This is a genomic window from Psychroflexus torquis ATCC 700755 (assembly GCF_000153485.2).
Lineage (GTDB): Bacteria > Bacteroidota > Bacteroidia > Flavobacteriales > Flavobacteriaceae > Psychroflexus > Psychroflexus torquis.
This window is the reverse complement of the sequence record NC_018721.1, coordinates 3,702,634-3,727,078: the sequence shown is the minus strand read 5'-3', so window position 1 is coordinate 3,727,078 and position 24,445 is coordinate 3,702,634. Positions and strand designations below refer to the sequence as shown.

Here is a 24,445-nt window from a genome sequence, read left to right as displayed (position 1 = left end):
TTAATTTGATAGTTTTATTTAGCGATGTAAAAGTATTTTTCTTTTATTCTGAATTTAATAAAGCCTTCTTACAGCTTTGCACTAAAAACAGAAAACCCAGGTTTTAACTGAAGTTCTTTTTTCCAGGTAAAATCAGTTTCACCCAAAATATCTTGAAATAAAGTATCCTGAAGATCTAACTCCTCAAATACATTTAAGTCTATAATAGTTTTACTTTCGTTGGTATTTAGAAATACCGCCACCACTTCATTTTCATGAATTCTGAATAGTGGATAAATACCATTGGAAGGTGCAAAATGAACCATTTCCCCCTCTAAAATAGCTTCTGAATTTTTTCTGAAATTCAATATGTTTTTTAAAAACAATTGAAAGGCTGCTTTTTCGCTACTAAGGTTTTGACCCGTAAACGCATTCACTTCATCTCCGGCCCAGCCGCCAGGAAAATCAGTTCTTATTAACCCATGATCACCGGGCTTTTCTGAATTCTCCATTAAAATTTCAGTGCCATAATAGATTTGAGGTGTTCTAGGTAGAATTAACATAAGCCCCAACGCCATTTTGGTCTTATCAATGTCTTCCTGTAACTGAGTGAAAATTCTATCCATATCATGGTTATCTGCGAAAATCATAATATCCTTAGGCTCTGCATAGTAAAAGTCGTTAGCTAAACCTTCATAAATTTTCATCAAACCGCTCCCCCAACCCTTGCTATCATCATTTAAGGCCTGCACGATTTTCATCTGCATAGGAAAATCCATTGTAGATCTTAAATTGGACTTGTATCCGTCTTTATTTTTTGCTCCATCCTGCCAATATCCTACGAGTAGTTGGTCTGTCGTCCATTCCTCTCCAACTATATTGAAATTGGGATACTCTTCCATAATAGCTCCTGCCCAATTGGACATAAAGGCTTTATTTGGATACGGATAGGTGTCTTGACGAATCCCGTGTAAACCTAAAGTTTCAACCCACCAAATACTATTTTGAATGATGTAGGTTGCTAAAAATGGATTCCGCTGATTCAAATCGGGCATAGTTGGTACAAACCAACCTTCGTGCATAATTTTAGAATCCAATTCTGAGGCATATAGATCTTGATTGATTGATCTCCGATGATTGGAGTTTGGTATGTTTTGACCAGATTCATAAAGTTCCTGATAGTTGAGCCAATCCTTGAAGGGTAAATCTTTCATCCACCAATGTTCACTTCCACAGTGGTTGGCAATCATATCCATGATAAGACCAACTCCTTGTTCAGAGGCTTTTTGAGATAACTCTTTATATAAATCTAAAGTTCCAAATCGGGGATCTACTTCATAAAAATCGGTGATCGCATAACCATGATAAGAAGAGGAGTTCATATCGTTTGTTAACAACGGGCTAGACCAAATACTGGTAAATCCCATTCCCGAAATATAATCCAGATGATCTATAATTCCTTGTAGATCTCCACCATGTCTTGCATAGTTATTATCGCGATTCATTTTAGCTTCTTTAAGCCCTTTTACAACATCATTACTAGGATCGCCATTTGCAAAACGATCTGGTGTGATTAAATACACTGCATCTGTGTGGTTAAAACCTACATACTCTTCTGCTGATTTTTCTCTTTGCTTTAACTCGTAAATGAACTTCAAGTTCTTTTCCCCTTTTCTTTTGAAGTTGATAGTGAACGTTCCCGCTTTTGCTTCTTCTGAAATAGTTACATCTAAAAATAAGTAATTTGGGCTATCTGCCTTATGAACCTTTATCAATTCAACTCCGGCGTAATTCAACTCAGGCTGATAGGTTGAGATATGCTTTGCATGAACCAAAAGTTGCAAATCATTTGTTTGCATGCCAATCCACCAATTAGGAGGTTCAATTTTTAAATCTTGTGCATTGAATTCCACTGAAAACAAATTCAGAAGAAAAAAACATCCCAAAGCAAATACTTGTGGTTTTAAAAAATTCCTATGTTTCATATCTAAAATTTAGTGTTCCATTATACTAATCGCAAAACCACCACCAGGTGCAGAATTCAATTTCAGAGTAGATTGATAAGTCACTTTCTTTTTAGAAATTTTATAGGCCTGTGGGTTTGTTTTATAATGTGCATCTTTAGCATCGGCATAAATGATTGCTTCATAAGTTTTCCCTTTCTCTAGGAAATCCAACTTCAATTGAGTTGACCTAGGAGTAACTCCATTTACATTTCCAACAAACCAGTTGTTTTCACCTTTAGCCTTTCTGGCTACGGTGATATATTCGCCTGGTTCTGCTTCCAGATAATGGCTTTCGTCCCAGTCTAAAGCCACGTCCTTTATGAATTGAAAAACATCCAAAAAACGATTGTAGTTTTCTGGTAAATCTGCAGCCATTTGCAATGGACTATACATTGTAACATATAAAGCCAATTGGTTGGCAATAGTTGCATTGACATGTGAATTATTATCAGGGTTTAATTTGCTGATGTCCATTTCAAAAATTCCTGGGGTATAATCCATAGGACCTCCTATTAATCTTGTGAAAGGCAAAATTGTAACATGATTGGGGTTTGAGCCACCGAAGGCTTGAAATTCTGTCCCTCTTGCAGATTCGTTTCCAATTAAATTAGGATAAGTTCTTCTCAATCCTGTTGGCCTCACGGCTTCGTGAGCATTTACCATGATCTTATAATCTGCAGCCTTTTTCACAGCATATAAAAAGTGATTAATGGCCCATTGACCATAGTGGTGTTCGCCTCTTGGAATAATATCCCCAACGTAACCACTCTTTACAGAAGTATAGCCATATGTATTCATGAATTGATAAGCTGTATCGAGATGACGCTCGTAATTACGTACAGCTCCAGACGTTTCATGGTGCATCATCATTTCAATATTTTTGGAAGCGGCATACTCTTGAATCAATTCGACATCAAAATCTGGATATGGCGTTACGAAGTCGAAAACATAGTCTTTAGACTTTCCAAACCAATCTTCCCAACCTTCATTCCAGCCCTCCACAAGCAGTGCATCAAAACCATGCTTTGAGGCAAAGTCGATGTATCTTTTTACATTATCAGTATTAGCAGCATGCTTTCCATTAGGCTTAGTTTTAAGATAATCTGTTTCTCCTAGTTTTACAGAAGGTAGTTCATCGGTATAATTCCAACTGCTTTTTCCTGTGATCATTTCCCACCAAACGCCCATATACTTTATTGGCTTTATCCAAGAGGTATCTTCCAGCTGGTTAGGTTCATTTAAATTCAGAGTCATATTGGACGCCAAAATATCTGTTGCATCATCACTCACTATTATAGTTCTCCATGGAGAAACTGCTGGAGCTTGCATGTAACCTTTATTTCCTACAGCATCTGGAGTCAACCAAGATTTGAATATCATTGAAGATTCATCCAAATTAAGGTTCATGAGGGAATATTCTTTAAGTGCCGCTTCATGTAAATTGAGATAAAGACCGTCTTTGGTTTTCATCATTAACGACGTTTGTACTCCTGTTTTAGCAAACTGCTCTTGTGATGCATTACCCGTAAGTGCTTCATCAAACCTGATGCTAATTTCTGAAAGTTTAGAGGTGGTGTAATCGTATTCTTGAGAATCGTAATCACCAGGAATCCAAAACGCCGTGTGATCTCCCGTCATGGCAAATTCGGTATGTTCTTCTTTAATCACAAAATACACCAGGTTATCTTGTTGAGGAAATTCATACCTCAAGCCCAAACCTTCGTTATATAACCGAAAACGGATAATAATATGTCTATCTTTTTCTGGTTGCTCCAAAGTGATGGCCAACTCATTATAATGATTTCTGATTTCGGCTTGCTCTCCCCAAACTGGTGTCCAAGTCTCATCAAATGAATTAGTCTCGATATTTGAAACTTTAAAACCGTTCCTCAAAGACATACTCTCATTGACTAGCTCCAGGCCTAGCTTGCTCTGGGCAATAACTTCCTTGTTTTTATAGTGCAAGGTATAGGTAGGTGTTCCATCAGTTAAAAGCTCAAAACTCATTGTCAAGTCTGAGTTTGGCGAATTGAGTTCTTGTCCCGTAGAGGACAATGATACTAACAAGACCGCGATTAAAGCAATTGTACTTTTCATAATCATTTGTTTTTTAAGTTAAGCTACTTCGATTGTTTTTCCGTCTAGGTCTACAGCTAGAGCTTCCCCTTTCTCTAAAGTGAATTCTGTTCTATCATGACTCACATTGACTTTTAAAATGTGATTTCTAAAATTTACTTTGAAAGAATACGACCTCCATTCTTTAGGGATTTTTGGAGAAAAGTGAAGCTGATCATTTTTGACACGCATACCGCCAAAACCCTCTACAATACTCATCCATGTGCCTGCCATACTCGTGATATGACATCCTTCTTTCACTTCTTTGTTATAATCATCTAGATCCAAACGCGATGTTCTTAGATAAAACGAATAAGCTTGTTCCATTCTTCCTAAGAGTGCAGCTTGAATACTATGAACACATGGAGAAAGCGAAGATTCATGAACTGTAAATGGCTCATAGAAATCAAAATGCTTTTCGAGGTCTTCTGTCTTGAAATGATGTTCGAAAAAGTAAAATCCTTGCAACGTATCTGCTTGTTTGATATATGGTGAACGTAAAATTCTATCCCAGGACCAATTTTGATTGATAGGACGCAGATTCTTATCCAAATCATCAACTTTCACCATCTCTTTGTCTAAGAATCCTTCCTGCTGTAAATAAACGCCATGTTCTTCTGAATAGGGGAAATACATGTTTTCTGCTACTTTAAGCATGTCATCAACTTCGGTAGTCGTTAATCCCGTTTTCTGGAAAATCCTTCCATAATCGTCTTTAAATTCCTTTTCGACTTTTCTAATATTCTCTACTGCATACTCAATACACCATTTTGCTATATAGTTGGTGTACCAGTTGTTATTGACATTATTTTCATATTCATTAGGCCCTGTAACCCCCAAAATAACATACTTATCCTTAGGCTTAGAAAACGTAGATCGCTGATGCCAAAATCTAGCAATGGCTATTAAAACTTCCAGACCCATTTCTTGGATATAGGAATAATCATCTGTAAAGCGGTGGTAATTAAAAATCGCATAAGCAATAGCACCATTTCGATGTATTTCTTCGAAGGTAATTTCCCATTCGTTATGAGACTCCTCTCCATCCATAGTGACCATAGGATATAAAGCAGCACCATTTGAAAAACCGAGTTTTTCTGCATTTTCAATGGCTTTACCTAAGTGGTTATATCTGTATTTCAATAAGTTTCTAGCGACATGTTGATCTTTGGTAGCCATATAGAAAGGTATACAATAGGCTTCGGTATCCCAGTAAGTGCTTCCACCGTATTTTTCTCCAGTAAATCCTTTTGGACCAATGTTCAATCTATGATCTGTCCCCGTGTAGGTTTGGTTAAGTTGAAAAATATTAAACCTAATCCCCTGCTGGGCTTTCACATCCCCCTCAATTGTAATATCACTCATTTGCCAAATTTTATCCCAAGCTTCTTTTTGAGATTGAAGCAAAGTATCAAAACCCTTATCAGCCGCCATTTTCAAGATGGATTTTGCTGCAGAAATAAGTTCTGTTTTATCATGATTTAAAGAGGTCGTATAGCCTGCAAATTTATGAATGCTGAATGTGCTCCCCTTGGCCACATACTCTGAAAATGAAATGGAAACCTCCATCTCTTTTTGAAGAGATTCCCCCTGAGTGCTTAGTTCTTTACTATTAAGAAATACCTTAGATTCCATAAAAGAACAAACCTCATAAAAGGTTTTAAGCGTATGAGATCTTATAAACCCCTGGTTTTGGTCAACTTCTTTATAAGTGGTTTGCCAAAACTGATCATCCCAATTGGTATCTTGGTTTGTAATCCCAGAATCTAAATAAGGTTGATAAGTGATTTTCGCCTTTGTATTTAAAGGAGTAATATCATACTTTATGGCACCCAATTCTTCATGCTCCAAACTCAAAAACCGCTTGACATTTACTTTTACAATGGTGTCGTTCTGAAGTGTTGCTTCAAAACTTCTGCCAAGCCAGCCTTCTTTCATATTGAGTTCACGACTAAATTTATCTATCTTTTTACAGCTAAACAAATCAAGGGTTTCATCATTGACCATCACATTAATTCCTATCCAGTTGGGTGCATTTAGCACTTTAGAGAAATACTCTGGATATCCGTTTTTCCACCAGCCAACTCTAGTTTTATCTGGATAATAGACGCCTCCAATATAGCTTCCCTGAAAGCTTGGCCCTGTATAAGTTTCTTCAAAATTGGCACGTTGTCCCATCGAGCCATTTCCTATACTAAATAAGCTCTCTGAAGATTGAACGTTATCAATTTCAAATCCGTCTTCTTTAATCGACCATTGGTCTGGTGTGATATAATCTTGATTCATAACTTTAGTCGTTTAATAATTTATTTCTTGAATTTAATCAACGTTTCAATTACAGATTTATCGATTTCAATGAAGTCTTGAAAATTGAAATCTGCCTCTTTTAAAATAGATTTATCACCTATGCCAACACTAGTCATACATGCTGTGTTTGCAGCTTCAATTCCTGCTAAAGAATCTTCAAAGACAATAGCATATTTGGGAGTACCTCCAAGGGCATCGATTCCTTTTAGAAAAACTTCGGGATCGGGTTTGGCTTTAGTGACTTCGTTTCCGTCAATAATCTCTTCAAAATAAGCCTCAAGACCAACTTTAGATAGGATTAGCCTAGCGTTTTTACTAGCAGATCCTAAGGCTATAGCATAACCATTAGACCTAAGGTAGTCTAGAGTTTTCATAACTCCAGGAAGTATATCCTTTTCAGTCATTTGATTGACAAATGACAAGTACTCTTCATTTTTTTTAAACATAAGAGATTCAAATTCAGCTTTAGGAAGAATTTTGTGACCCCATTCTAAAATTTTCTCAAGGGATTTTGCTCTGGAAACCCCTTTTAACTGTTCATTCTTCTCTTCAGAAAAAGGAATACCTAGAGAGTCCGCTAAGTTTTTCCATGTTAAATAATGAAATTTCGCAGTGTCTACGATGACCCCATCGAGATCGAATATAAATGCTTTAGTCATTGTTGTGATTTATGTCTATTCTTGAATTTGTAGTTACTTTTAGGGTAAATAATCCTGCTGCAATCATAGAAACACCTCCTATAATTAGGGCATATACAGGTTGGTTTTCAAACAGGTTGGAGACGATAAAGCCTAAAATCGTAGAGGCTACTATTTGTGGAATCACAATAAAAAAATTAAAAACTCCCATATAATAGCCCATTTTGGAAGACGGTAAAGAGCCAGAGAGCATCGCGTAAGGTATGGAAAGTATAGAAGCCCAGGCTATTCCAACTCCTACCATGCTAATAATTAGCCCTGTTTTGGTCGTCATAAAATAAATAGAAATTAAACCAAGACCTCCCAAAATAAGAGCCAACATATGGGTGAATTTATTACTCGTTTTCTTTGCAAGAACAGGTAAAGCAAAAGCTACGATAGCTGCAACACCGTTGTATACAGTAAACATCACCGTAACCCAGTCGGCGGCATCATTGTAAATTTTTGAAGTGGTGTCTCGTGTATCAAACACATGACCTGTGACGGCTTGAGTGGTATAGATCCACATAGAGAATAAGGCAAACCATGAAAAGAATTGAACCCAGGCCAATTGTTTCATCGTTTTAGGCATGTTCAACAAGTCTGAAACGATGATCGTAAAGCCATTTCTCACGCTTTTTTTTCTTAATTCGGAAACGATGAGAAATAAAACTCCAACAATGATAAGTCCTATAAATAAGATATAAAGTTCCTTGGTGAGTGCATTGGCATAAATTACATACGAAACAATGGCACCCACCAGAATCATGATCGAACCAGATTTCTGCTGGGTCGTTATATTCTTACGAATTTCTTGTTCAGTTTTGGGTTCTATTGTGATAGCAGCACTTTCTTTTTCAAAGGCTTCCATCTCTTCTGGAGAATATTCTTTTGAAAATAAAACCGTCCAAAGGACAGCGAGAAAAAAGACCACACCTCCTACATAAAAGGACCATTTTACAGAATCTGGAATCTCTCCAGCTGGTGCTGTATTATCGATCCCCATCCAATTGGTTAAAACATAAGGTAAAGCAGAACCTACAACGGCACCTATTCCAATAAAGAAACTCTGCATAGCGAAGCCTAATGTGCGCTGTTCTTCTGGTAAATTATCACCTACAAAAGCTCGAAAGGGTTCCATGGAGATATTGATGGACGCATCCATGATCCACAACATTCCTGCAGCTATCCATAATTCTGGAGAATTTGGCATTAAAAATAAAGCGATGGAGGCTAGTAGTGCTCCAACTAAAAAGTATGGCTTACGGCGACCCAATCTGGTCCAAGTCTTATCACTGAAATAACCTACAATAGGTTGCACGACCAAGCCAGTAACTGGGGCAGCAATCCATAAAATGGGAATGTCTTCTACGTCGGCCCCGAGAGTTTCAAAAATGCGAGAAGTATTAGCATTTTGAAGGGCAAATCCAAATTGTATTCCTAAGAAACCGAAACTCATGTTCCAGATTTCCCAAAAACTAAGCTTTCGCTTTTGCATATCGTCTAATTTAAGTTAAAACGATAAGCCTTATAATTTAACAAAGCTCATCTTATGGAAGTAAAAATATAGCTTTGTTGAACTGCAAATATATTTATTTTTTTGGGTTACGCAATTTTGTAGTTTCCCTATCGATGATATCAGTTTTAACGACGATGGTCTTAAAGAGTTCTTCCTCTTCATTGGGGTTTTCCAGCCTATCGATGAGTAATTTTGCCGACTCTTCTCCCATTTCAAAGCCATGCTGGCTTATTGTTGTTAGGCTAGGAAATGCATGTCTAGACAGTACACCGTCTGTAAAACCAATTACTTGTAAATCATCAGGAATAGTCAAACCCTTCTGCCTTGCAACCTTCATCGCTGTAATCGCGTAAAGCTCATTGACCGTAAAAAGTCCATCAACTTCATTTTCTTCAAAATAAGTATAGATTTGTTCCTCTAAAAATTCAAGATTATCATCTGAATTGAATTTATCGTCTATTTTTAAAATACGGCTATTTTGAATTTTAATATGATTTGCATTTAGTGTGTTTTTATAGCCTTCAGTTCTAAGTCTGCCTACATTCACATAGTCTTTTGTACTTATAATTCCTATGTTCTTACATCCACCATCAATAAGTTTTTGAACTGCTTTTTCTGAGGTTTTGACATCATCTACAATAACTTTATCACATTCAATATCATCAATAACACGATCGAACATGACGATAGGAATACCTTGGTCTATAGTTTCTGAAAAATGGTGAAAATCTTTAAATGAAAGGGTTTCTTTGGCTACAGAAATAATGAAACCATCTATACTCCCGTTGGCTAGCATCTCTAGGTTAATCACTTCTTTCTTAAAAGATTCATTGGATAAACCAACAATAACGTTGTATCCCTTATCATTGGCATAATGCTCTATACCAGAAATTACGGTGGTAAAAAAATGATGAACGATTTCAGGAATAATAACTCCAAGTGTTTTGGTCTTTTTATTTTTTAGACTTAAGGCAATATTGTTGGGCCTATAATTATAAAGCTTAGCAAATGCCTTTACTTTCTTTTTGGTCTCCTCCCCAATTTCTTTACTATCTCTTAAGGCTTTAGACACGGTGGATACAGAAACATCTAGTTCTTTAGCGATGACTTTGAGTGTTGGTTTTTGTTTCATTTTACGATTTTACAATAATTCTGACTCAAAATAAGATATTCTATCAAAAATGGCCTCAAATTTTACTAAAAATAAAAAGTTATCAACACGAAAACGTTGTAGCTGTAAGGTTTTTAAGGCTATTGAACATAGTTTATATAGTTTTAACATCGGAAGTAAAAATATAACTCATTAATAACACAAAACAATACTCTATGCGAACAATTAAACTTTTAGGTCTGCTGCTAATGCTTTTGCCTATCAGTATTTTTGCACAATCCACAGTAAGTGGGACCGTTGTCGATAATTCGGGTATGCCAATACCTGGAGTAAACATCGCTGTTAAAAATACTAATAAGGGAACAACGACCGATTTTGATGGAAATTACTCAATCGTTTTAGAAAACGGTGAAACGCTATCCTTTAGCTATGTAGGTTTTAGAACTAAAAATATTGTCTTTAATGGAAAGAACACTTCTATAGAGGTGTCTATGGTTGAAGATGCCGAAGCCCTAAGCGAAGTTGTCGTCGTGGGCTACGGAAATCAAACGGTGAAATCTATCTCAGGTTCTGTGGCTTCTGTTACAGAAAAAGATTTCAACAAAGGAAATATTGTCACTTCAGAGAGTCTTATACAGGGTAGAGTCCCTGGTTTGTCTGTCACTAAAGGCGGTGGTCCAGGATCTGGATCTGAAATTAGAATCCGTGGAGGGTCTTCTTTCAATGCTAATAATTCTCCTTTAATTGTTTTGGATGGTTTGCCTTTAGATAATTCTGTTGCAGATGGAACACGGTCTATCCTTTCTACCATTAACCCAAATGATATTGAATCCTTTTCTGTATTAAAAGATGCTTCTGCAGCTGCTATTTATGGTATCCGAGCATCAAACGGTGTCATTATCATCAACACCAAAAAAGGGAGGGGTGAACTCAGTGTCTCTTTAGATGTTCAGCAAAACATTACTACTATAGACAATACTGTGGATGTGTTAAGTGCAGGTCAATTTAGAACTTTAATAGCTGAGAATTTTCCAGGCCGACTTGGAGAATTAGGTAGTGCCAATACCAATTGGCAGAATGAAATATACAGAGATGCAAAATCTTCTGATATAAACTTAAGTGCTCGTGGAGCCTTATTCGGGAAAATTCCTTCTAGATTATCCTTAAATCGTTCAGACCAGCAAGGTTTAAGACAAACCTCTAAGTTTGATAGAACCACAGCCTCTTTATCTTTAAATCCAAGACTTTTTGACGACCATCTTAAAGTAGGTTTAAATGCCAACTATAGCAATGAAGACAATAGATTTGCAGATGGTGTTGAAGGCAACGCTATAACTTTTGATCCTACTCAACCAGTAAGATCACCTGGGTCTCCCTATGGTGGTTTCTTTGAGTTTTTAGACAATGATGGCTCTGCAGCCTCAAATGTCCCAAGGAATCCAGTCTCGCAATTGCTTCAAACTAGAAATATAAGTAATGCCGATCGCTTATTTGGTAATTTAAATCTAGACTATAAGTTTCACTTTTTGCCAGAATTAAGGCTTGTTACCAACCTTGGTTATGACAGGACAGATAGTGGTGGCTCTTTAACCAGACCTGGAACGAGTGCTTTAGGAGTGAATGCAGAACAAGGAGAATTTATCGGTAACGAATCTCGCTATGAACAAACTAGAACTAATACATCTGCCGATTCTTACTTTATTTATGAAAATGACTTTAACGATTTCGGTTTAAAATTAACGGCAGGTTATTCTTATCAAAAATTTGAATCTGAACGTTTTACTACCAACGAAATTTTAGACCCAAACGCACAAGAACCCAGAACCACAGTTGCAGATGACGTTGTTCTAATTGGTTATTTTGGTAGAGCAAACTTTAGCTTTCAGGATAAATATTTTGTGAATGCGTCTATTAGACGAGATGGGGTTTCAAAATTCTCTCCAGAGAATAGGTTTGAATATTTCCCTTCAGTCTCAGGTGCTTGGATATTAACTGAAGAGGATTTCTTGGAAGATAGCAACTTGATTAACAGTCTAAAGGTAAGAGCTGGTTGGGGGCAATTAGGTCAACAAGAAGTCCCTTCTACCTCAGATTACCTGAGACGTTACCAAACAGGTTTATCTAACCAACAGTATAATTTCGGAAATACAATTGTACCCTTTCAACCACTTTATACCAATCCAGATATACGATGGGAAATCTTAACCGAAATCAACTTAGGGGTAGACTTTGAATTATTTAACAATAGGCTGTCTGGTTCTGTAGATGTTTTTGAAAGAACTGCAGATGATCTCTTGTCGAATGTTCCTGTACCAGACGGTGCAAACTTCTCCAACCAAGGCTTTCAAAATATCGGTGAATTTGTATCAAAAGGTATTGAAGTTAACCTCGATTATAATGTGATTCGAAGAGATGACCTAAACTGGAATGTGAACTACAACTTTACCGCTATCGACAGAGAGATTACAAATCTTGCTTTTGGACAAGACATTTTTGTAGGGGGAATCACTGGAGGTACTGGGAATACAATACAAGTTCAAAGAGAGGGAGCATGGCCAAATTCTTTTTTCACCTATGCTCAATTATATGATCAAGCTGGGCAACCCATAGAAGGAGCCTATGCAGATTTAAATGGAGACGGTACAGTTGATGATAGGGATCGCTATGTGTCTGGAAATGGCCAAGCAGATGTATTGATGGGTTTCCAATCCAACTTCACTTACAAGAACTTCGATTTCAATTTTAACCTAAGAGCTAGTTTTGGAAATGATATTTACAACAACGTTAATTCCTCAAGAGCTCAACTGGGTAATCTTAATTTAGTATCTCCTAATAACTTACCTGTACAAGTTTTAGAAACAGGATTTGCAAGAACCCCAGATGTTATCTTATCAGATTTCTTTGTAGAAGACGCGTCTTTCTTAAGAATGGATAACATTACTTTAGGCTATACACTCCGAGGTTTTAATAGAGAATCGACAAGTTTAAGATTCTGGATGGGCTTACAAAATGCCTTTGTGATCACAGATTATTCTGGAGTAGATCCTGAATTAAACATCAGTGGTATCGATAACACAATCTATCCAAGAGGAAGAACTTACTTACTTGGCGTTAATTATAATTTTTAAATAATTCAATTATGAAAATTAAACACTACATACTATTCACACTACTTGGAGCATTTTTGTTCTCGTCTTGTGAATCTGATTTGGATGTGGAGATCAGAGATCCCAACATCACCTTAGGAGACCAAATATTCACTTCCGCAGAAGCTTATAAACAATCTCTGGCTGGGGTATATGCCAACCTTTCTTTGTCTTCCCTAACTGGTCCAGGAGGAAGTAATATAGGAGGACTAGATGCTGGTACTGGACAATATATGAGGGGTTTATTTAATCTGCAAAATCTTTCTACAGATGAAACTATTTTCACTTTTGAAAATGATCCAGGAATTAGAGGAGTGCAGCGAAATTCTGCTTCTCCAGAAAACGTCTTATTAAGAGGTGTCTATTCTAGAGCTATGTTTTCTGTATCACTCTCTAATGAATTCTTAAGACAATCTACAGATGAGTTGCTACAATCTAGAGGAATTGGTTCTCTTGGAGATATACAAACCTATAGAGCTGAAGTTAAAGTATTAAAAGCTTTATCTTATTATCACCTTATGGATATGTTTGGAAAAGCACCGTTCTATGATGAAACCACAGAAGCTGGCTTTACTCAAGGGGAAGAGTTGAGCAGACCAGAGCTATTTGATTTAGTAGAAGGTTTATTGCTAAACTCTTTAGAAGATCTTCCTGCTGGAAACTCTGGAGAATATGGACGGATTGATCAAGGAGTTGTTCATATGATTTTGGCTAAAATCTACTTGAATGCTGAAGTGTATACAGGGACCCCTAGATATACAGAGGCTTTATCAAGATCTGAAGCTGTCATCAATTCTGGTTATCAATTGGTAAATGATTATCAATTTAACTTTTTAGCAGATAACAACAGTAATGGTGCTCAGAATGAAATTATCTTTCCTATCGCCAATGATGGACAAGCTACTCAAAATTATGGAGGAACAACAATCATAATCCAAGGCCAGGTGGGAGCTCAAGAACAAAATGGTGAAGAATTAGGCGTAAATCCAGGTGGCTTTGGAGGATTATTTAGACTCAGACCACAATTTTCTGAGAAATTTACTCTAAATCCACTTTTTGAAAATGATGCAAGAAATTTAATTATTACTGAAGACAGACCTATTTCTCTTGTCGTTACTGATCCTAATACGGGTTATATTACTACCAAATATTCCAATAGAACATCTACAGGTGGTTTTGGTTCTGATAGAACCTTTACTGATGCAGATTTTCCTATGTTTAGGCTTGCAGATGCCTATCTGATGTACGCAGAAGCACATCTAAGAGGTGGTGGCGGAGATCTAAATACAGCTCTTAATTATGTTAACTCACTAAGAGAGAGAGCCTTTGGAGACACTTCGGGAAATATTGTTTCTGCTCAACTCGATCTCAATTTTCTTATCGACGAGCGTGCTAGAGAATTGTACTGGGAAAGCCATAGAAGACAAGATCTTATACGTTTCGGCTTATACACTGGAAATCAATATGTTTGGATGTTTAAAGGTGGTCCATCAGCAGGAACTTCAATCGACAGTTTTAGAGCGATATACCCTATTCCTTCAGCTAGTTTAGCGACCAATCAAAATTTAACACAAAATCCAGGTTATTAATATTAAATACTAAAAATCATGAACAAGAACATTTTAAAATTAATAATGGTGTTTTTCGCAATAGTAGCGTTTAATGCTTGTAGTGAAGATGATGAAATTCAGTTCACTGCTCAGACACCTCCAGACCAAATTTCGTTTACCAACGACTTTTTGGGAGAATATTTATTGAGTGAACAAACCGCTCAAAATAATGCAGAACGCTTTACCTGGGAATCTCCAGATTTTGGAATCCCTACCCCAATAACTTATCAACTGGATGGTTCAGCTGATTTTGAATTTACGGCTCCTGAACTTTTAGCCGAAACGTCAAACCTCCAAGCTTCTATTACAGTAGCACAGTTGTTAAGCCTAGCAGAAGCCGCTGGTTTAGACAATGATGAAGCGACAGAAAACCCAGATACTGGCGATTTATACTTTCGAGTTAGAGCTTTAATTGGTTCTGAAAATGCTGAAAACTCTCCTGAAACTCTTTCAGAAGTGACTACACTTACTGTGACTTTAATTGCTACAGGTGGACCAGAACCACTTCCCGTATTTCCTAATCTATATTTTGTAGGTAATGCGACAGCCGCAGATTGGAATAATGATAACAACAATTTTCCATTAGTAAGAGATCCCGAAAACGAAAATGTCTTTACCTATACAGGTAAATTTTTAGGTGGAGATACTAATGAATTTAAACTAATTGAAAACAGAGGGGCTTGGCAGCCACAGTGGGGTCTTCAAGATGGTTCATTTGAGACCAGTGAAGATCTTGGTGGAGATCCAGGACCTTTCCAAATTACTGATGGTGAAGGATACTATACCCTAGAAGTGGATACAGAAAATAAAATCTCTTCTTTGGTAGCTTTTGATGAAGCAAGTTCAGAGGCTTATGCAAGTATTGGAATTATTGGATTTGGAACAACTGGAAGCGATGAGGGTTGGAGTCAAGACATCAACATGACTCAATCTACTTTTGACCCTCATGTCTGGTACATCTCTGAAATTGAACTTTTTGATGGAGAAGTGAAGTTTAGAGCTGAAGACGATTGGGACGTCGCTAACTGGGGAAGCAATACAGAATTTTCTGGATTTGGTTCTTTAGGAGGTCCAAATATTCCTTCTAGTGCAGGAACTTACGAAGTTTGGTTTAATGACCTTACAGGAAATTACATGCTAATTTCACTTCAATAACACATCTATTACTCTAAAGGCTATCTCAAAAGGATAGCCTTTTTTATATCCTCATACTATGAAACAACTATTACTTATTACAGCCTTACTATGCTCTATCGTAGGATTCGCACAACAACAAGAGGGGGTCTTTAGCGTCTCTCCTCCTACCTTCGATCAGGATGAAGAAATTACAATTACTGTCTCCAATGTAGACCCCTCAATATGGGGCGTTACAGAGGTTTACTTTTGGGCTTGGTATATAGATACCAATGGCGATTCTGGTAACAACTCTCCCACCAATGGTACTTGGGGGAATTCCAATGAAACTCAAAAAATGACAGATAATGGAGCTGGCACCTATTCTTTCACCTTCACTCCAACTACTTTTTACAATGCTACCGATATTGGTCAGTTAGGCATGTTAGTGAAAGCTAAAGATGGGACTGGAGATAAAAAGACTCAAGATAACTTAATTCCTGTTGGAAGTTTTCAAGTTACCTTAAACAGTCCAACAGAGACCACTACTCTACTCGATTCTGGAGATATTTTAAATATAGAGGCCTCAGCAAGTCTTGATGCTAATTTTGAATTAACATCAAACGGAAGTGTTATTGATACTCAAAACGGAATCACTTCATATGCTAATAATTTGACTGTGACCGGAGATTCAAACTTTGTCTTAACAGCCACAGACCCTAATTCTGGTCAGGCATTTGAATTTAATTTTAATGCTGTGTTAACTCCAAATGTGACTATTGCTCCTGTTCCAACAGGTGCTCAAAACGGTATTAATTATGACAGTTCGAATCCAAATGAAATCACTTTAGTCTTGTTTGCTCCCGAAAAGGAATTTGTTCATCTTATTGGTAACTTCAACTCTAACAACTGGACTATTGATAACACCTATTTGCTGAATTTTGATAATGTTACTAATCAACATTGGATTACCATGAATAACTTCAGCGCTCCCAATGCCGATTTCTTATTTCAATACAGTATAGAAGCTGAATTGGTCGTAGCAGATCCTTATTCCAAAGTTGTTTTAGACCCGTTCAACGACCAGTTTCTTGAAAATTCTACATTTCCAAATATTCCAAGTTATCCACAAGGAGCCACTTCAGAATTGGTAAGCTGGGTAAAATTGAATCAACCAGATTACGATTGGCAAATAGAGAATTTTACTCCACCAGCTCAAGAAGATCTGGTCATTTACGAAATGCTTATCAGAGATTTTGATGAAGACCATAGCTTTCAATCTGTCATTAATAGATTAGATTACCTGCAAGACTTAGGCATCAATGCCATCGAACTTATGCCTGTGAATGAGTTTGACGGAAATCTCAGTTGGGGATACAATCCAGCTTTACACATGGCTTTGGATAAATATTACGGTTCACCAGATGATTTTAAAGCTTTTGTAGACGCTTGTCATCAAAAAGGAATTGCTGTTTTATTGGATGTCGTTTTCAACCATGCGACTGGGCAACATCCTTATTATAGAATGTACAACGATTGTGGTGGCTGTTACAATGGCCAAGTGACTTCAGACAATCCTATTTTTAATGAAAATGACCCTAATACGGCGTTTCAGTTTTTTAATGATATCAATCACGAATCACTAGCTACTCAAGACTATATGGATCAAATCAATAGATTTTGGTTAGAAGAGTACAATATCGATGGTTACAGATTCGACTTTACCAAAGGCTTTACCAACACTGTTGGTGATGGTGGTGGCTTCGATCAATCTAGAATTAATCTTTTAAATAGAATGTACGATGACATTAGAAGTTATAATGAAGACACTTATGTTATTTTAGAACATTTTGCTCCCAATTCTGAAGAAACTCAACTCATTAACCACAGAGCTACAGGCAATGCTAGTGAACCTGGCATGATGGTCTGGGGAAACAGCAATTACAATTATAATCAATCCACGATGGGCTATGAAGATTCGAATTTCAGCAATGTTTCCTATCAAAATAGAGACTGGTCTACTCCATCCAACGTGAGTTATATGGAAAGTCATGATGAGGAAAGATTGATGTATAAAAATCTAGAATTTGGAAATGGTAATGGTGCTTATGACATCACAGAACTCCATACAGCTTTGGATAGACTAGAACTTGCAGGGGCCTTCTATTTTACCATTCCTGGGCCCAAAATGATCTGGCAATTTGGAGAATTGGGCTATGAATTTAGTATCAATTATTGTGAAGACGGAACTATAAATAATGACTGTAGAACTGGGCCTAAGCCAATACGTTGGGATTACCTCAACAATTCTGACAGAACAGACGTTTATGACGTTTGGTCTAAACTAATCGCTTTAAAACGAAATGAACCCATTTTCAAAACTGATAATTTTACTTTGGAAGTCGCTGACGACTTTGAGAAGAAAATTTACTTGGTAGATGATAATGCCACTGGTAGCGAACCTAAGTACGTCATTATTGTTGGAAACTTTGGAGTGACTTCACTTACTACTCAACCCTTTTTCCAAGAAGCTGGAACTTGGTATGATGTGGTCACTGAAACTAGTTTAGAAGTTAGTAATACGTCTATGAACCTTACTCTAGCTCCTGGTGAATTTAAGATCTATTTCAATAACCAGCCCTCTTTAAGTACAAATGAGGTTTCTGCCTTAAATTATACGGTATATCCAAATCCAGCAACCAATTACTTTTCAATTTCAAATGAAGTTGATGCTGTTCAGGTTTATGATATGAATGGAAGGCTAATCAAAGACTATAAGGGTAGCTTCAATGCAAATCATAGATTTGGAATTGAAAATCTAAGCCCAGGATTATATTTTATAACATATAGAAATCAACAAAACTCTGAGACCAAAAAATTGATAATCAACTAATTTTATGTGTTTTAGTTTTAGCCAAAAAGACCTCGAGCATTCACTCGAGGTCTTTTTTATAGTAAGCCATAGCTATATTACTTCACTACAGGAAGAACAATTTTTGAATCTCCATAAATAGTATGGGTATGCGTTTCAAAATCGTCCTCTGTAGCTTCAAAGATATTGTCTACATACTTCTGTGGATTTCTATCGATATAAGGAAACATGGTGCTCTGCACTTGTATGTGCAACTTGTGCCCTTTCTTAAATGTGTGATTAACATCTTGTATCTGGAAATCTACACTAGTTTTTTGATTTGGTACAAAAGGCTTAGGCTCCGAAAAGCTTTCTCTATAACGACCTCTAAAGACTTCACTTCTTACCATCATATGGTAATTACTCATCTTCAAGTGGTCTTGCATTTCTTCAGAATCTTCAGCATCGGCAGGATATACATCGATGATTTTTACAATCCAGTCTGAAGCTGTTCCCGTGGTTGCTACCTCAAGAGCTGCTAAAATTTCACCAGAAAGTTTCATATCTTCTTCCAGCACTTCGGTTTCATAAACCATCACATCTGGACGACGAGCGGCAAAACGTTGGTCGTCTGTCATGAACTTTCTTGGTGTAAAAGTTACCTTAATATCTTCAGTAAAAGGGACGGGCTTATTGATATCACTCACAAATTTATTTTCAAAACTTGGATTAGCTTCCTTACTTAAGTTTTGGTTGTCACCCAAGTAAAAGTCAGTAGCTATCGCATTTTCTGGAGGCCACATCTCGTATTCATCCCACTGCATTGCTCCAGTATCATACATAGTCGCTTCAGCAGCATTAAACTCCCCTTCATCTTTTAGAAAATGATTAAAGAATTTGGTTTCATAATTGACCTGAAAGTTTTCAGACAAATCATCTCCAAAATACATATTGCCAACCGCTTGTCTCTCCCTAAGTCTAGCCCAGTCGCCATGACTCCAAGGTCCAAAAACAACAGCATTAAAATTATCGCTATTTTCTTCTAAGCTTTTATAGATTTCAAACGGACCATAAAGGTCTTCCGCATCAAACAAACCACCAACCGTTAAGACAGCAGGTTTTACATCCTTCATATGCTGCACAAGACCGCGTTCTTGCCAAAACTCATCATAGTCTGGATGATCTTTTAACTGTTGCCAAAACACATTGTCTTCTCCATAATACTTATCGAGGTTAGACAAGGGACCAATATCCAAAAAGAATTGATAGGCGTCCTTAGTACCAATATCTGGAATGGGGTACCAAGATTCTGTAGTTGGTCCCTCTTTATCATAACCAAACACTGCCGTAGCCACCCAATAGCTCAATAAATAAGCCCCATTGTGATGAAAGTCATCAAAGTAAAAATCGCCAATCGGCGCTTGTGGCGAAGCTGCTTTTAAGGCAGGATGATCAGAAAGTACCGACATGGCAGCATAGTGCCCAGGGTAAGAAATTCCCCAAGTCCCCACATTTCCATTAGTATTGTCAACATTCTTCACAAGCCAGTCGATGGTATCATACGTATCTGAGGCCTCATCTGTTTCTTTGCGCTTTTTCTTTGGGATAAAGCCGCGCATATTATCATACTTACCTTCACTCATCCAGCGACCACGCACATCTTGGTACACAATAATATTTCCCTGTTCCATAAGGAATTTATTGGGACCTATTTGTTTTCTATACTGGTTTTCGCCATAAGGTCGAGAGCTATAAGGCGTCCGTTGCATCAAGATCGGATAAGATTTTGACGTGTCCTTTGGTGTGTAAATAGTGGTATGCAGTTTTAAACCATCACGCATTTTGATATCTACTTCTTGCTTGTCGTAATTGGCTTTGACATCATATTGAGCCATCACACTAGATACAGAGCACAGCAAGAATAAGATGAAACCAAACTTTAAATATTTCATATAGTTTTTAATTTAATTCTAGGACTTAAAAATACAGCTTAAGTTTAAATTCACAAAAAAGTTATTGTCACAACATATTAATAAGAGGTTTAATTTCCGCAAGCGGGATTTTGGTTGCGTTAGCTTAAACTTTTACGATATCCAGCTTAAGTGAAAAAGTTCACCTCAACATCCGTCTGGGATTGTAACATCTAACTGAAATCAGCGTGATACCTTCTGGTACTCGATAAATAACTTTTTAAAATCTAGTTCATAAAAAAGACCTGTAAGTTTTTACAAGTCTTTTTTATGAACTTCTGATACGTTTATTCTATAACTACCTTAGATGTTCTTTTCCCTTCATTAGTTATCACTTGAACAACGTATAAACCACTAGCTAATGTTGTGGTGTCTACAAAGGATTCTGTGGTGGATAACACCAATTGCCCTAAGTTGTTATATAAACTTAAGTTCTGCAGCTCATCATTGGTATCTAGTCTTACTTTAAAATGTGTTCTTGCAGGATTTGGGAAAATATTTAATTTTTTATTTCCAAAGAATTCATTTACACTTAAAACTTCTTCCTTAATAAGTCCATCACGAGTATTACTTCCTTTGTAATGCGAATCAAGGTTTGAAATAAAGATAAAAAACAAGTTTAATTAGTTGAAAAACAACCTCTTAAACTTGTTTAAGTTATTGATTTTCAGTATCTTAATAGTCAATTTCAACGAGATTATTTTGAATACAAAGAGCAATAACAAGGATTATAAGTTAGTAAAATTATATGATTATGTATGTGAAAAGTTTGATGAACAGCTACAATTCGATTCGATGCGTTTTAGCAATAATAATACTCCAAAACTTACAGATCAAGAAATCGTCACGATTTATCTATTTGTAATGGAGCATCAAGGGATTTTTAAAATGAATAAAATACATCAATTTGCAAGTGAGTATTTATTGAGTTGGTTTCCAGATTTAGGTAGCTATCAAGCTTTTAACCGCAGAATAAATAGGCTTTCTAATGTTATGAATACTCTTGTAGGGATGCTTTTAACCGAATTTACACCAAAGGAATGTTCGACAAAATTTAGCGTATTAGATTCAATGCCTATTGTCACTTGCTCTGGAAAACGCTCGGGTAAAGTTGCACCCGAGATTACAGATAAAGGATTTTGCTCCACAAAAAGCATGTATTATTATGGAATGAAACTGCATGCTTTAGGATTTTGTAACCCAACTAAATTACCACATCCAGAACAAATTATATTTACTGCGGCTTCTGTAAACGACTTTGCGCTATTTAAAGAAGCTTGGTCAGAAAAAGAAAATCGAACGTTTTTTGGGGATAAAATATATCAATCTAAAAGTTTTTTCACAGATATGTATACTAATTTTAATTCGGAAATGTTAACACCAGTGAAGGCTGTAAAAGGAATGCCTGATGTTTTAAAAAAGTTTGATCGCGCTGCAAACGATTTATATTCAAGAGCTGTATCCAAAATTAGACAACCAATTGAAGCGCTATTTAGTTGGCTTATTGAAAAATCAGACATACAAAAAGCTAGCAAAGTAAGATCTACTAAAGGCTTAAATCTACATGTTTATGGTCGACTGGCAGCAGCATTTATAACACTATTGTTTAACTCTTGATTCGCATTTGTAACCATTGCTCAATATTTTACTTTTATCAAAAGGAATGTTTAAGTTATACGTGCTTACGTAAGACATATCTACACCACCGCCAAATGTAAGTGTATTTGAGTTTGCTGTAAGATCCATCATTCCATCATTATCAATATCACCTAGAACAGCTCCATTCAAGAAAGTAAATCCTTCAGGACGCAATGGAAAACCTTCTATTTCTCCACTTCCATCTGTTGAATACGCATGTATGTATCCAAATCCCTCAGCATCAGTCATTGTACTCGAAAAAATAATATCCCAAACGCCATCATCATTTACATCTCCTATGGTTAATACCCCTTCATTACCTCCATATTTTTCAATAGGGAAAAAAGAAAGATTACCACCGCTTGGAGTTAAACCATAGATAGTAGGTAAGTCTGTTTCATCACTACTCGTATTTCTATCTGCCATAAAAATCTCATAAGTTTCATCGCCATCAAGGTCTACAACAGTAGGGGTAGAATAGATCCACCCATTGGTAGCAATTGGCCAACCTGGAAAATAAGTTGCATCGTGATTCAACACATAAAAGCCTGGGCTATCTCCATGGTTAGCACCAACAATTTCTAAGGTCTCATCGCCATCTAGATCAACTAACATGGGAGATTGATAACTGTATCGAACAGCAGCGTCCAGTAAAGGAAACCCATCTAAAATAACTCCTTGACTGTTGAAAGCGTACATTCCTGCTGAAGATGCAGCAATCACAACATCATTACTGCCATCATTATCTATATCACCAATGGAAGGAGTAAATGCAGGAGTTGCAGGAACTTCAACAGGCCAATTTTCGTTAATTTCAGTACCATCTATATTTAAAGCATGTACAAAACCTTGTGAGCTCCCAAAGCGTTCGCCTGTAATAATATCTAAAGTTCCATCACCATCTAGATCTGCAATGGCAGGAGCATTAATCATCCACTTATCATTAAAAGTAATAGGCCAGCCAGGCAAATCATCTCCATTATTATCAATTACATACACCCTTCCAACAGTAGTTGGATAACCTGTATTGACTATGATTTCTGGAGAGCCATCGCCATCTAAATCTGCAATAGAAGGCGGAAGTAAAATAAGGCCTTCTACTTCTTTTTCAAATAGAATAGATCCGTCACCGCTTATTGCAAATAGTGTTGTATTAATACCATATATAACCTCATCTGTTCCATCACCATTTAAATCTGCTAAAGTCACACCTCTAGAATTTTTTACTATTGGACTCGCAGGCCTTCCAAAAGTGAAAAGGAGTTCTACCTCTATATTAGATACTCTGCTTTGAGGAATTTCAACTTCTGAAACTGAAATAGTCCCATCTTCATTTAACATAGCTTTTTTCCCCATCCCATTTTGTGAAAAAAGGGAAGTCACCCCTAATAATAAAATAAATACAATCAGTAATTTTTTAATTTTCATATGCTTTTGGTTTTAGAATGTTAAATAATTTACTATAAAATGGCCATAAATTTGTTAACTAAAGATTAAATTAGCAAATTATATGTTAAATAAGTGTTCAATCTAGGACTTGAAAATACAGCTTAAGTTCATAGAAAAGCAATTGCTAGAAAGTATTAATAAGAGCTTTTATTTCCGCAAGCGGGATTTTGGTTGCGTTAGCTTAAACTTTTAACGATATCCAGCTTAAGTGAGAAAGTTCACCTCAACATCCGTCTGGGATTGTAAGATCTAACTGAAGTCGGTGTGAAAAATTAAGATTTTGGCAAAAACAAACAAATTCCTCCTATCGTCGGTATGACAATACGCATGTGTCATTCTGAAGGAGCTTTTCAGCGACTAAAGAATCTCCCTACCTAAAAACAAGAAGATTCCTCGTCGAAGTAAAAAACTTCTTTGTCGGAATGACATTTCGCAAGTGTCATTCTGAAAGAGCCTTTTCGGCGACTGAAGAATCTCTCCATATCGAAAACACAAAGATTCCGCGTCGAAGTAAAAAACTTCTTTGTCGGAATGACAAGAAGATTCCTCGTCGACGTAAAAAACTTCTTTGTCGGAATGACATTTCGCAAGTGTCATTCTGAAGGAGCTTTTCGGCGACTGAAGAATCTCTCCCTAGCGAAAACGTAAAAATTTCGTGTTCAAATAAAAAGATTCCTCGTCGACGTAAAAAACTTCTTTGTCGGAATGACATTGAGATTTCTCCTATCGCCGGAATGACAATTTACTGCTGTCATTCTGAAGGAGCTTTTCACGACTAAAGAATCTCTCCCTATCGAAAACATAAAAATTCTGTGTTGAAATAAAAAGAAGATTCCTCGTCGAAGTAAAAAACTTCTTTGTCGGAATGACATTGAGATTCCTCCTATCGTCGGTATGACCTTTCATTACTGTCATTCTGAAAGAGCCTTTTCGCGACTGAAGAATCTCTCCTTA

Annotated in this window: 14 protein-coding genes; 5 read left to right on the top strand and 9 right to left on the bottom strand. The window is 36.7% G+C overall.

The genetic code is table 11. From position 1 onward, the window contains the following. Positions 1-68: 68 nt before the first annotated feature. From P700755_RS15995 to P700755_RS15970, 6 genes are all read right to left on the bottom strand, one after another. Positions 69-1,964 carry a glycoside hydrolase family 13 protein gene (locus tag P700755_RS15995; RefSeq protein WP_015025675.1) on the bottom strand — a complete coding sequence of 632 codons (1,896 nt, stop codon included), beginning with the start codon at positions 1,962-1,964 and terminating at the stop codon, positions 69-71. Between the two features lie 9 nt (positions 1,965-1,973). Then, on the bottom strand, positions 1,974-4,082 hold the full coding sequence (locus P700755_RS15990; protein ID WP_015025674.1) for a glycoside hydrolase family 97 protein: 2,109 nt from the start codon (positions 4,080-4,082) through the stop codon (positions 1,974-1,976). Positions 4,083-4,100: 18 nt separating this feature from the next. Further along, positions 4,101-6,386, bottom strand: coding sequence for a glycoside hydrolase family 65 protein (locus P700755_RS15985; RefSeq protein WP_015025673.1), 2,286 nt, complete (start codon positions 6,384-6,386; stop codon positions 4,101-4,103). Positions 6,387-6,406: 20 nt separating this feature from the next. After that, complete coding sequence (pgmB, locus tag P700755_RS15980; RefSeq protein ID WP_015025672.1) at positions 6,407-7,066, bottom strand: beta-phosphoglucomutase; 660 nt, start codon at positions 7,064-7,066, stop codon at positions 6,407-6,409. Next, positions 7,059-8,582 (bottom strand): MFS transporter, encoded by a 1,524-nt coding sequence (locus P700755_RS15975; RefSeq protein WP_015025671.1) that lies wholly within the window; start codon positions 8,580-8,582, stop codon positions 7,059-7,061. The genes pgmB and P700755_RS15975 overlap by 8 nt, the downstream gene beginning before the upstream one ends. Positions 8,583-8,676: 94 nt before the next feature. Then, on the bottom strand, positions 8,677-9,735 hold the full coding sequence (locus tag P700755_RS15970) for a LacI family DNA-binding transcriptional regulator (protein ID WP_015025670.1): 1,059 nt from the start codon (positions 9,733-9,735) through the stop codon (positions 8,677-8,679). Between the two features lie 194 nt (positions 9,736-9,929). Between P700755_RS15970 and P700755_RS15965 the strand changes: the two genes are divergently transcribed. Genes P700755_RS15965 through P700755_RS15950 form a run of 4 tightly spaced genes read left to right on the top strand, consistent with a single transcriptional unit; the run spans position 9,930 to position 18,476 of the window. Continuing rightward, positions 9,930-12,842 carry a SusC/RagA family TonB-linked outer membrane protein gene (locus tag P700755_RS15965; protein WP_015025669.1) on the top strand — a complete coding sequence of 971 codons (2,913 nt, stop codon included), beginning with the start codon at positions 9,930-9,932 and terminating at the stop codon, positions 12,840-12,842. 11 nt (positions 12,843-12,853) lie between these two features. Further along, positions 12,854-14,449: a RagB/SusD family nutrient uptake outer membrane protein gene (locus tag P700755_RS15960; RefSeq protein ID WP_015025668.1), complete on the top strand. Its 1,596-nt coding sequence runs from the start codon at positions 12,854-12,856 to the stop codon at positions 14,447-14,449. 18 nt (positions 14,450-14,467) lie between these two features. Then, the gene (locus P700755_RS15955; RefSeq protein ID WP_015025667.1) at positions 14,468-15,625 is read left to right on the top strand and encodes a SusE domain-containing protein; all 1,158 of its coding nucleotides are present in this window, start codon (positions 14,468-14,470) and stop codon (positions 15,623-15,625) included. A gap of 58 nt (positions 15,626-15,683) precedes the next feature. Further along, positions 15,684-18,476: an alpha-amylase family glycosyl hydrolase gene (locus tag P700755_RS15950; protein ID WP_015025666.1), complete on the top strand. Its 2,793-nt coding sequence runs from the start codon at positions 15,684-15,686 to the stop codon at positions 18,474-18,476. Between the two features lie 77 nt (positions 18,477-18,553). On the opposite strand, the gene P700755_RS15945 is transcribed toward P700755_RS15950, so the two are convergent. Beyond that, a complete protein-coding gene (locus tag P700755_RS15945) occupies positions 18,554-20,386 on the bottom strand; it encodes a CocE/NonD family hydrolase (protein WP_015025665.1) in 1,833 nt (610 codons plus the stop codon). Positions 20,387-20,691: 305 nt separating this feature from the next. Further along, positions 20,692-21,021: a T9SS type A sorting domain-containing protein gene (locus P700755_RS15940; protein WP_041758450.1), complete on the bottom strand. Its 330-nt coding sequence runs from the start codon at positions 21,019-21,021 to the stop codon at positions 20,692-20,694. 85 nt (positions 21,022-21,106) lie between these two features. Here P700755_RS15940 and P700755_RS15935 point away from each other — a divergent pair, with 85 nt between their 5' ends. After that, positions 21,107-22,021, top strand: coding sequence for a transposase (locus P700755_RS15935; protein ID WP_041758921.1), 915 nt, complete (start codon positions 21,107-21,109; stop codon positions 22,019-22,021). On the opposite strand, the gene P700755_RS15930 is transcribed toward P700755_RS15935, so the two are convergent. Next, on the bottom strand, positions 22,004-23,470 hold the full coding sequence (locus tag P700755_RS15930) for an FG-GAP repeat domain-containing protein (RefSeq protein WP_015025663.1): 1,467 nt from the start codon (positions 23,468-23,470) through the stop codon (positions 22,004-22,006). The two genes, P700755_RS15935 and P700755_RS15930, sit on opposite strands and share 18 nt — an antisense overlap. Positions 23,471-24,445: the final 975 nt, after the last annotated feature.

What these genes read in the sequence shown, in the direction of transcription:
- P700755_RS15995 (WP_015025675.1), bottom strand. Translation starts at nt 1,964, where the DNA reads ATGAAACATAGGAATTTTTTAAAACCACAAGTATTTGCTTTGGGATGT.
- P700755_RS15990 (WP_015025674.1), bottom strand. Translation starts at nt 4,082, where the DNA reads ATGAAAAGTACAATTGCTTTAATCGCGGTCTTGTTAGTATCATTGTCC.
- P700755_RS15985 (WP_015025673.1), bottom strand. Translation starts at nt 6,386, where the DNA reads ATGAATCAAGATTATATCACACCAGACCAATGGTCGATTAAAGAAGAC.
- pgmB (WP_015025672.1), bottom strand. Translation starts at nt 7,066, where the DNA reads ATGACTAAAGCATTTATATTCGATCTCGATGGGGTCATCGTAGACACT.
- P700755_RS15975 (WP_015025671.1), bottom strand. Translation starts at nt 8,582, where the DNA reads ATGCAAAAGCGAAAGCTTAGTTTTTGGGAAATCTGGAACATGAGTTTC.
- P700755_RS15970 (WP_015025670.1), bottom strand. Translation starts at nt 9,735, where the DNA reads ATGAAACAAAAACCAACACTCAAAGTCATCGCTAAAGAACTAGATGTT.
- P700755_RS15965 (WP_015025669.1), top strand. Translation starts at nt 9,930, where the DNA reads ATGCGAACAATTAAACTTTTAGGTCTGCTGCTAATGCTTTTGCCTATC.
- P700755_RS15960 (WP_015025668.1), top strand. Translation starts at nt 12,854, where the DNA reads ATGAAAATTAAACACTACATACTATTCACACTACTTGGAGCATTTTTG.
- P700755_RS15955 (WP_015025667.1), top strand. Translation starts at nt 14,468, where the DNA reads ATGAACAAGAACATTTTAAAATTAATAATGGTGTTTTTCGCAATAGTA.
- P700755_RS15950 (WP_015025666.1), top strand. Translation starts at nt 15,684, where the DNA reads ATGAAACAACTATTACTTATTACAGCCTTACTATGCTCTATCGTAGGA.
- P700755_RS15945 (WP_015025665.1), bottom strand. Translation starts at nt 20,386, where the DNA reads ATGAAATATTTAAAGTTTGGTTTCATCTTATTCTTGCTGTGCTCTGTA.
- P700755_RS15930 (WP_015025663.1), bottom strand. Translation starts at nt 23,470, where the DNA reads ATGAAAATTAAAAAATTACTGATTGTATTTATTTTATTATTAGGGGTG.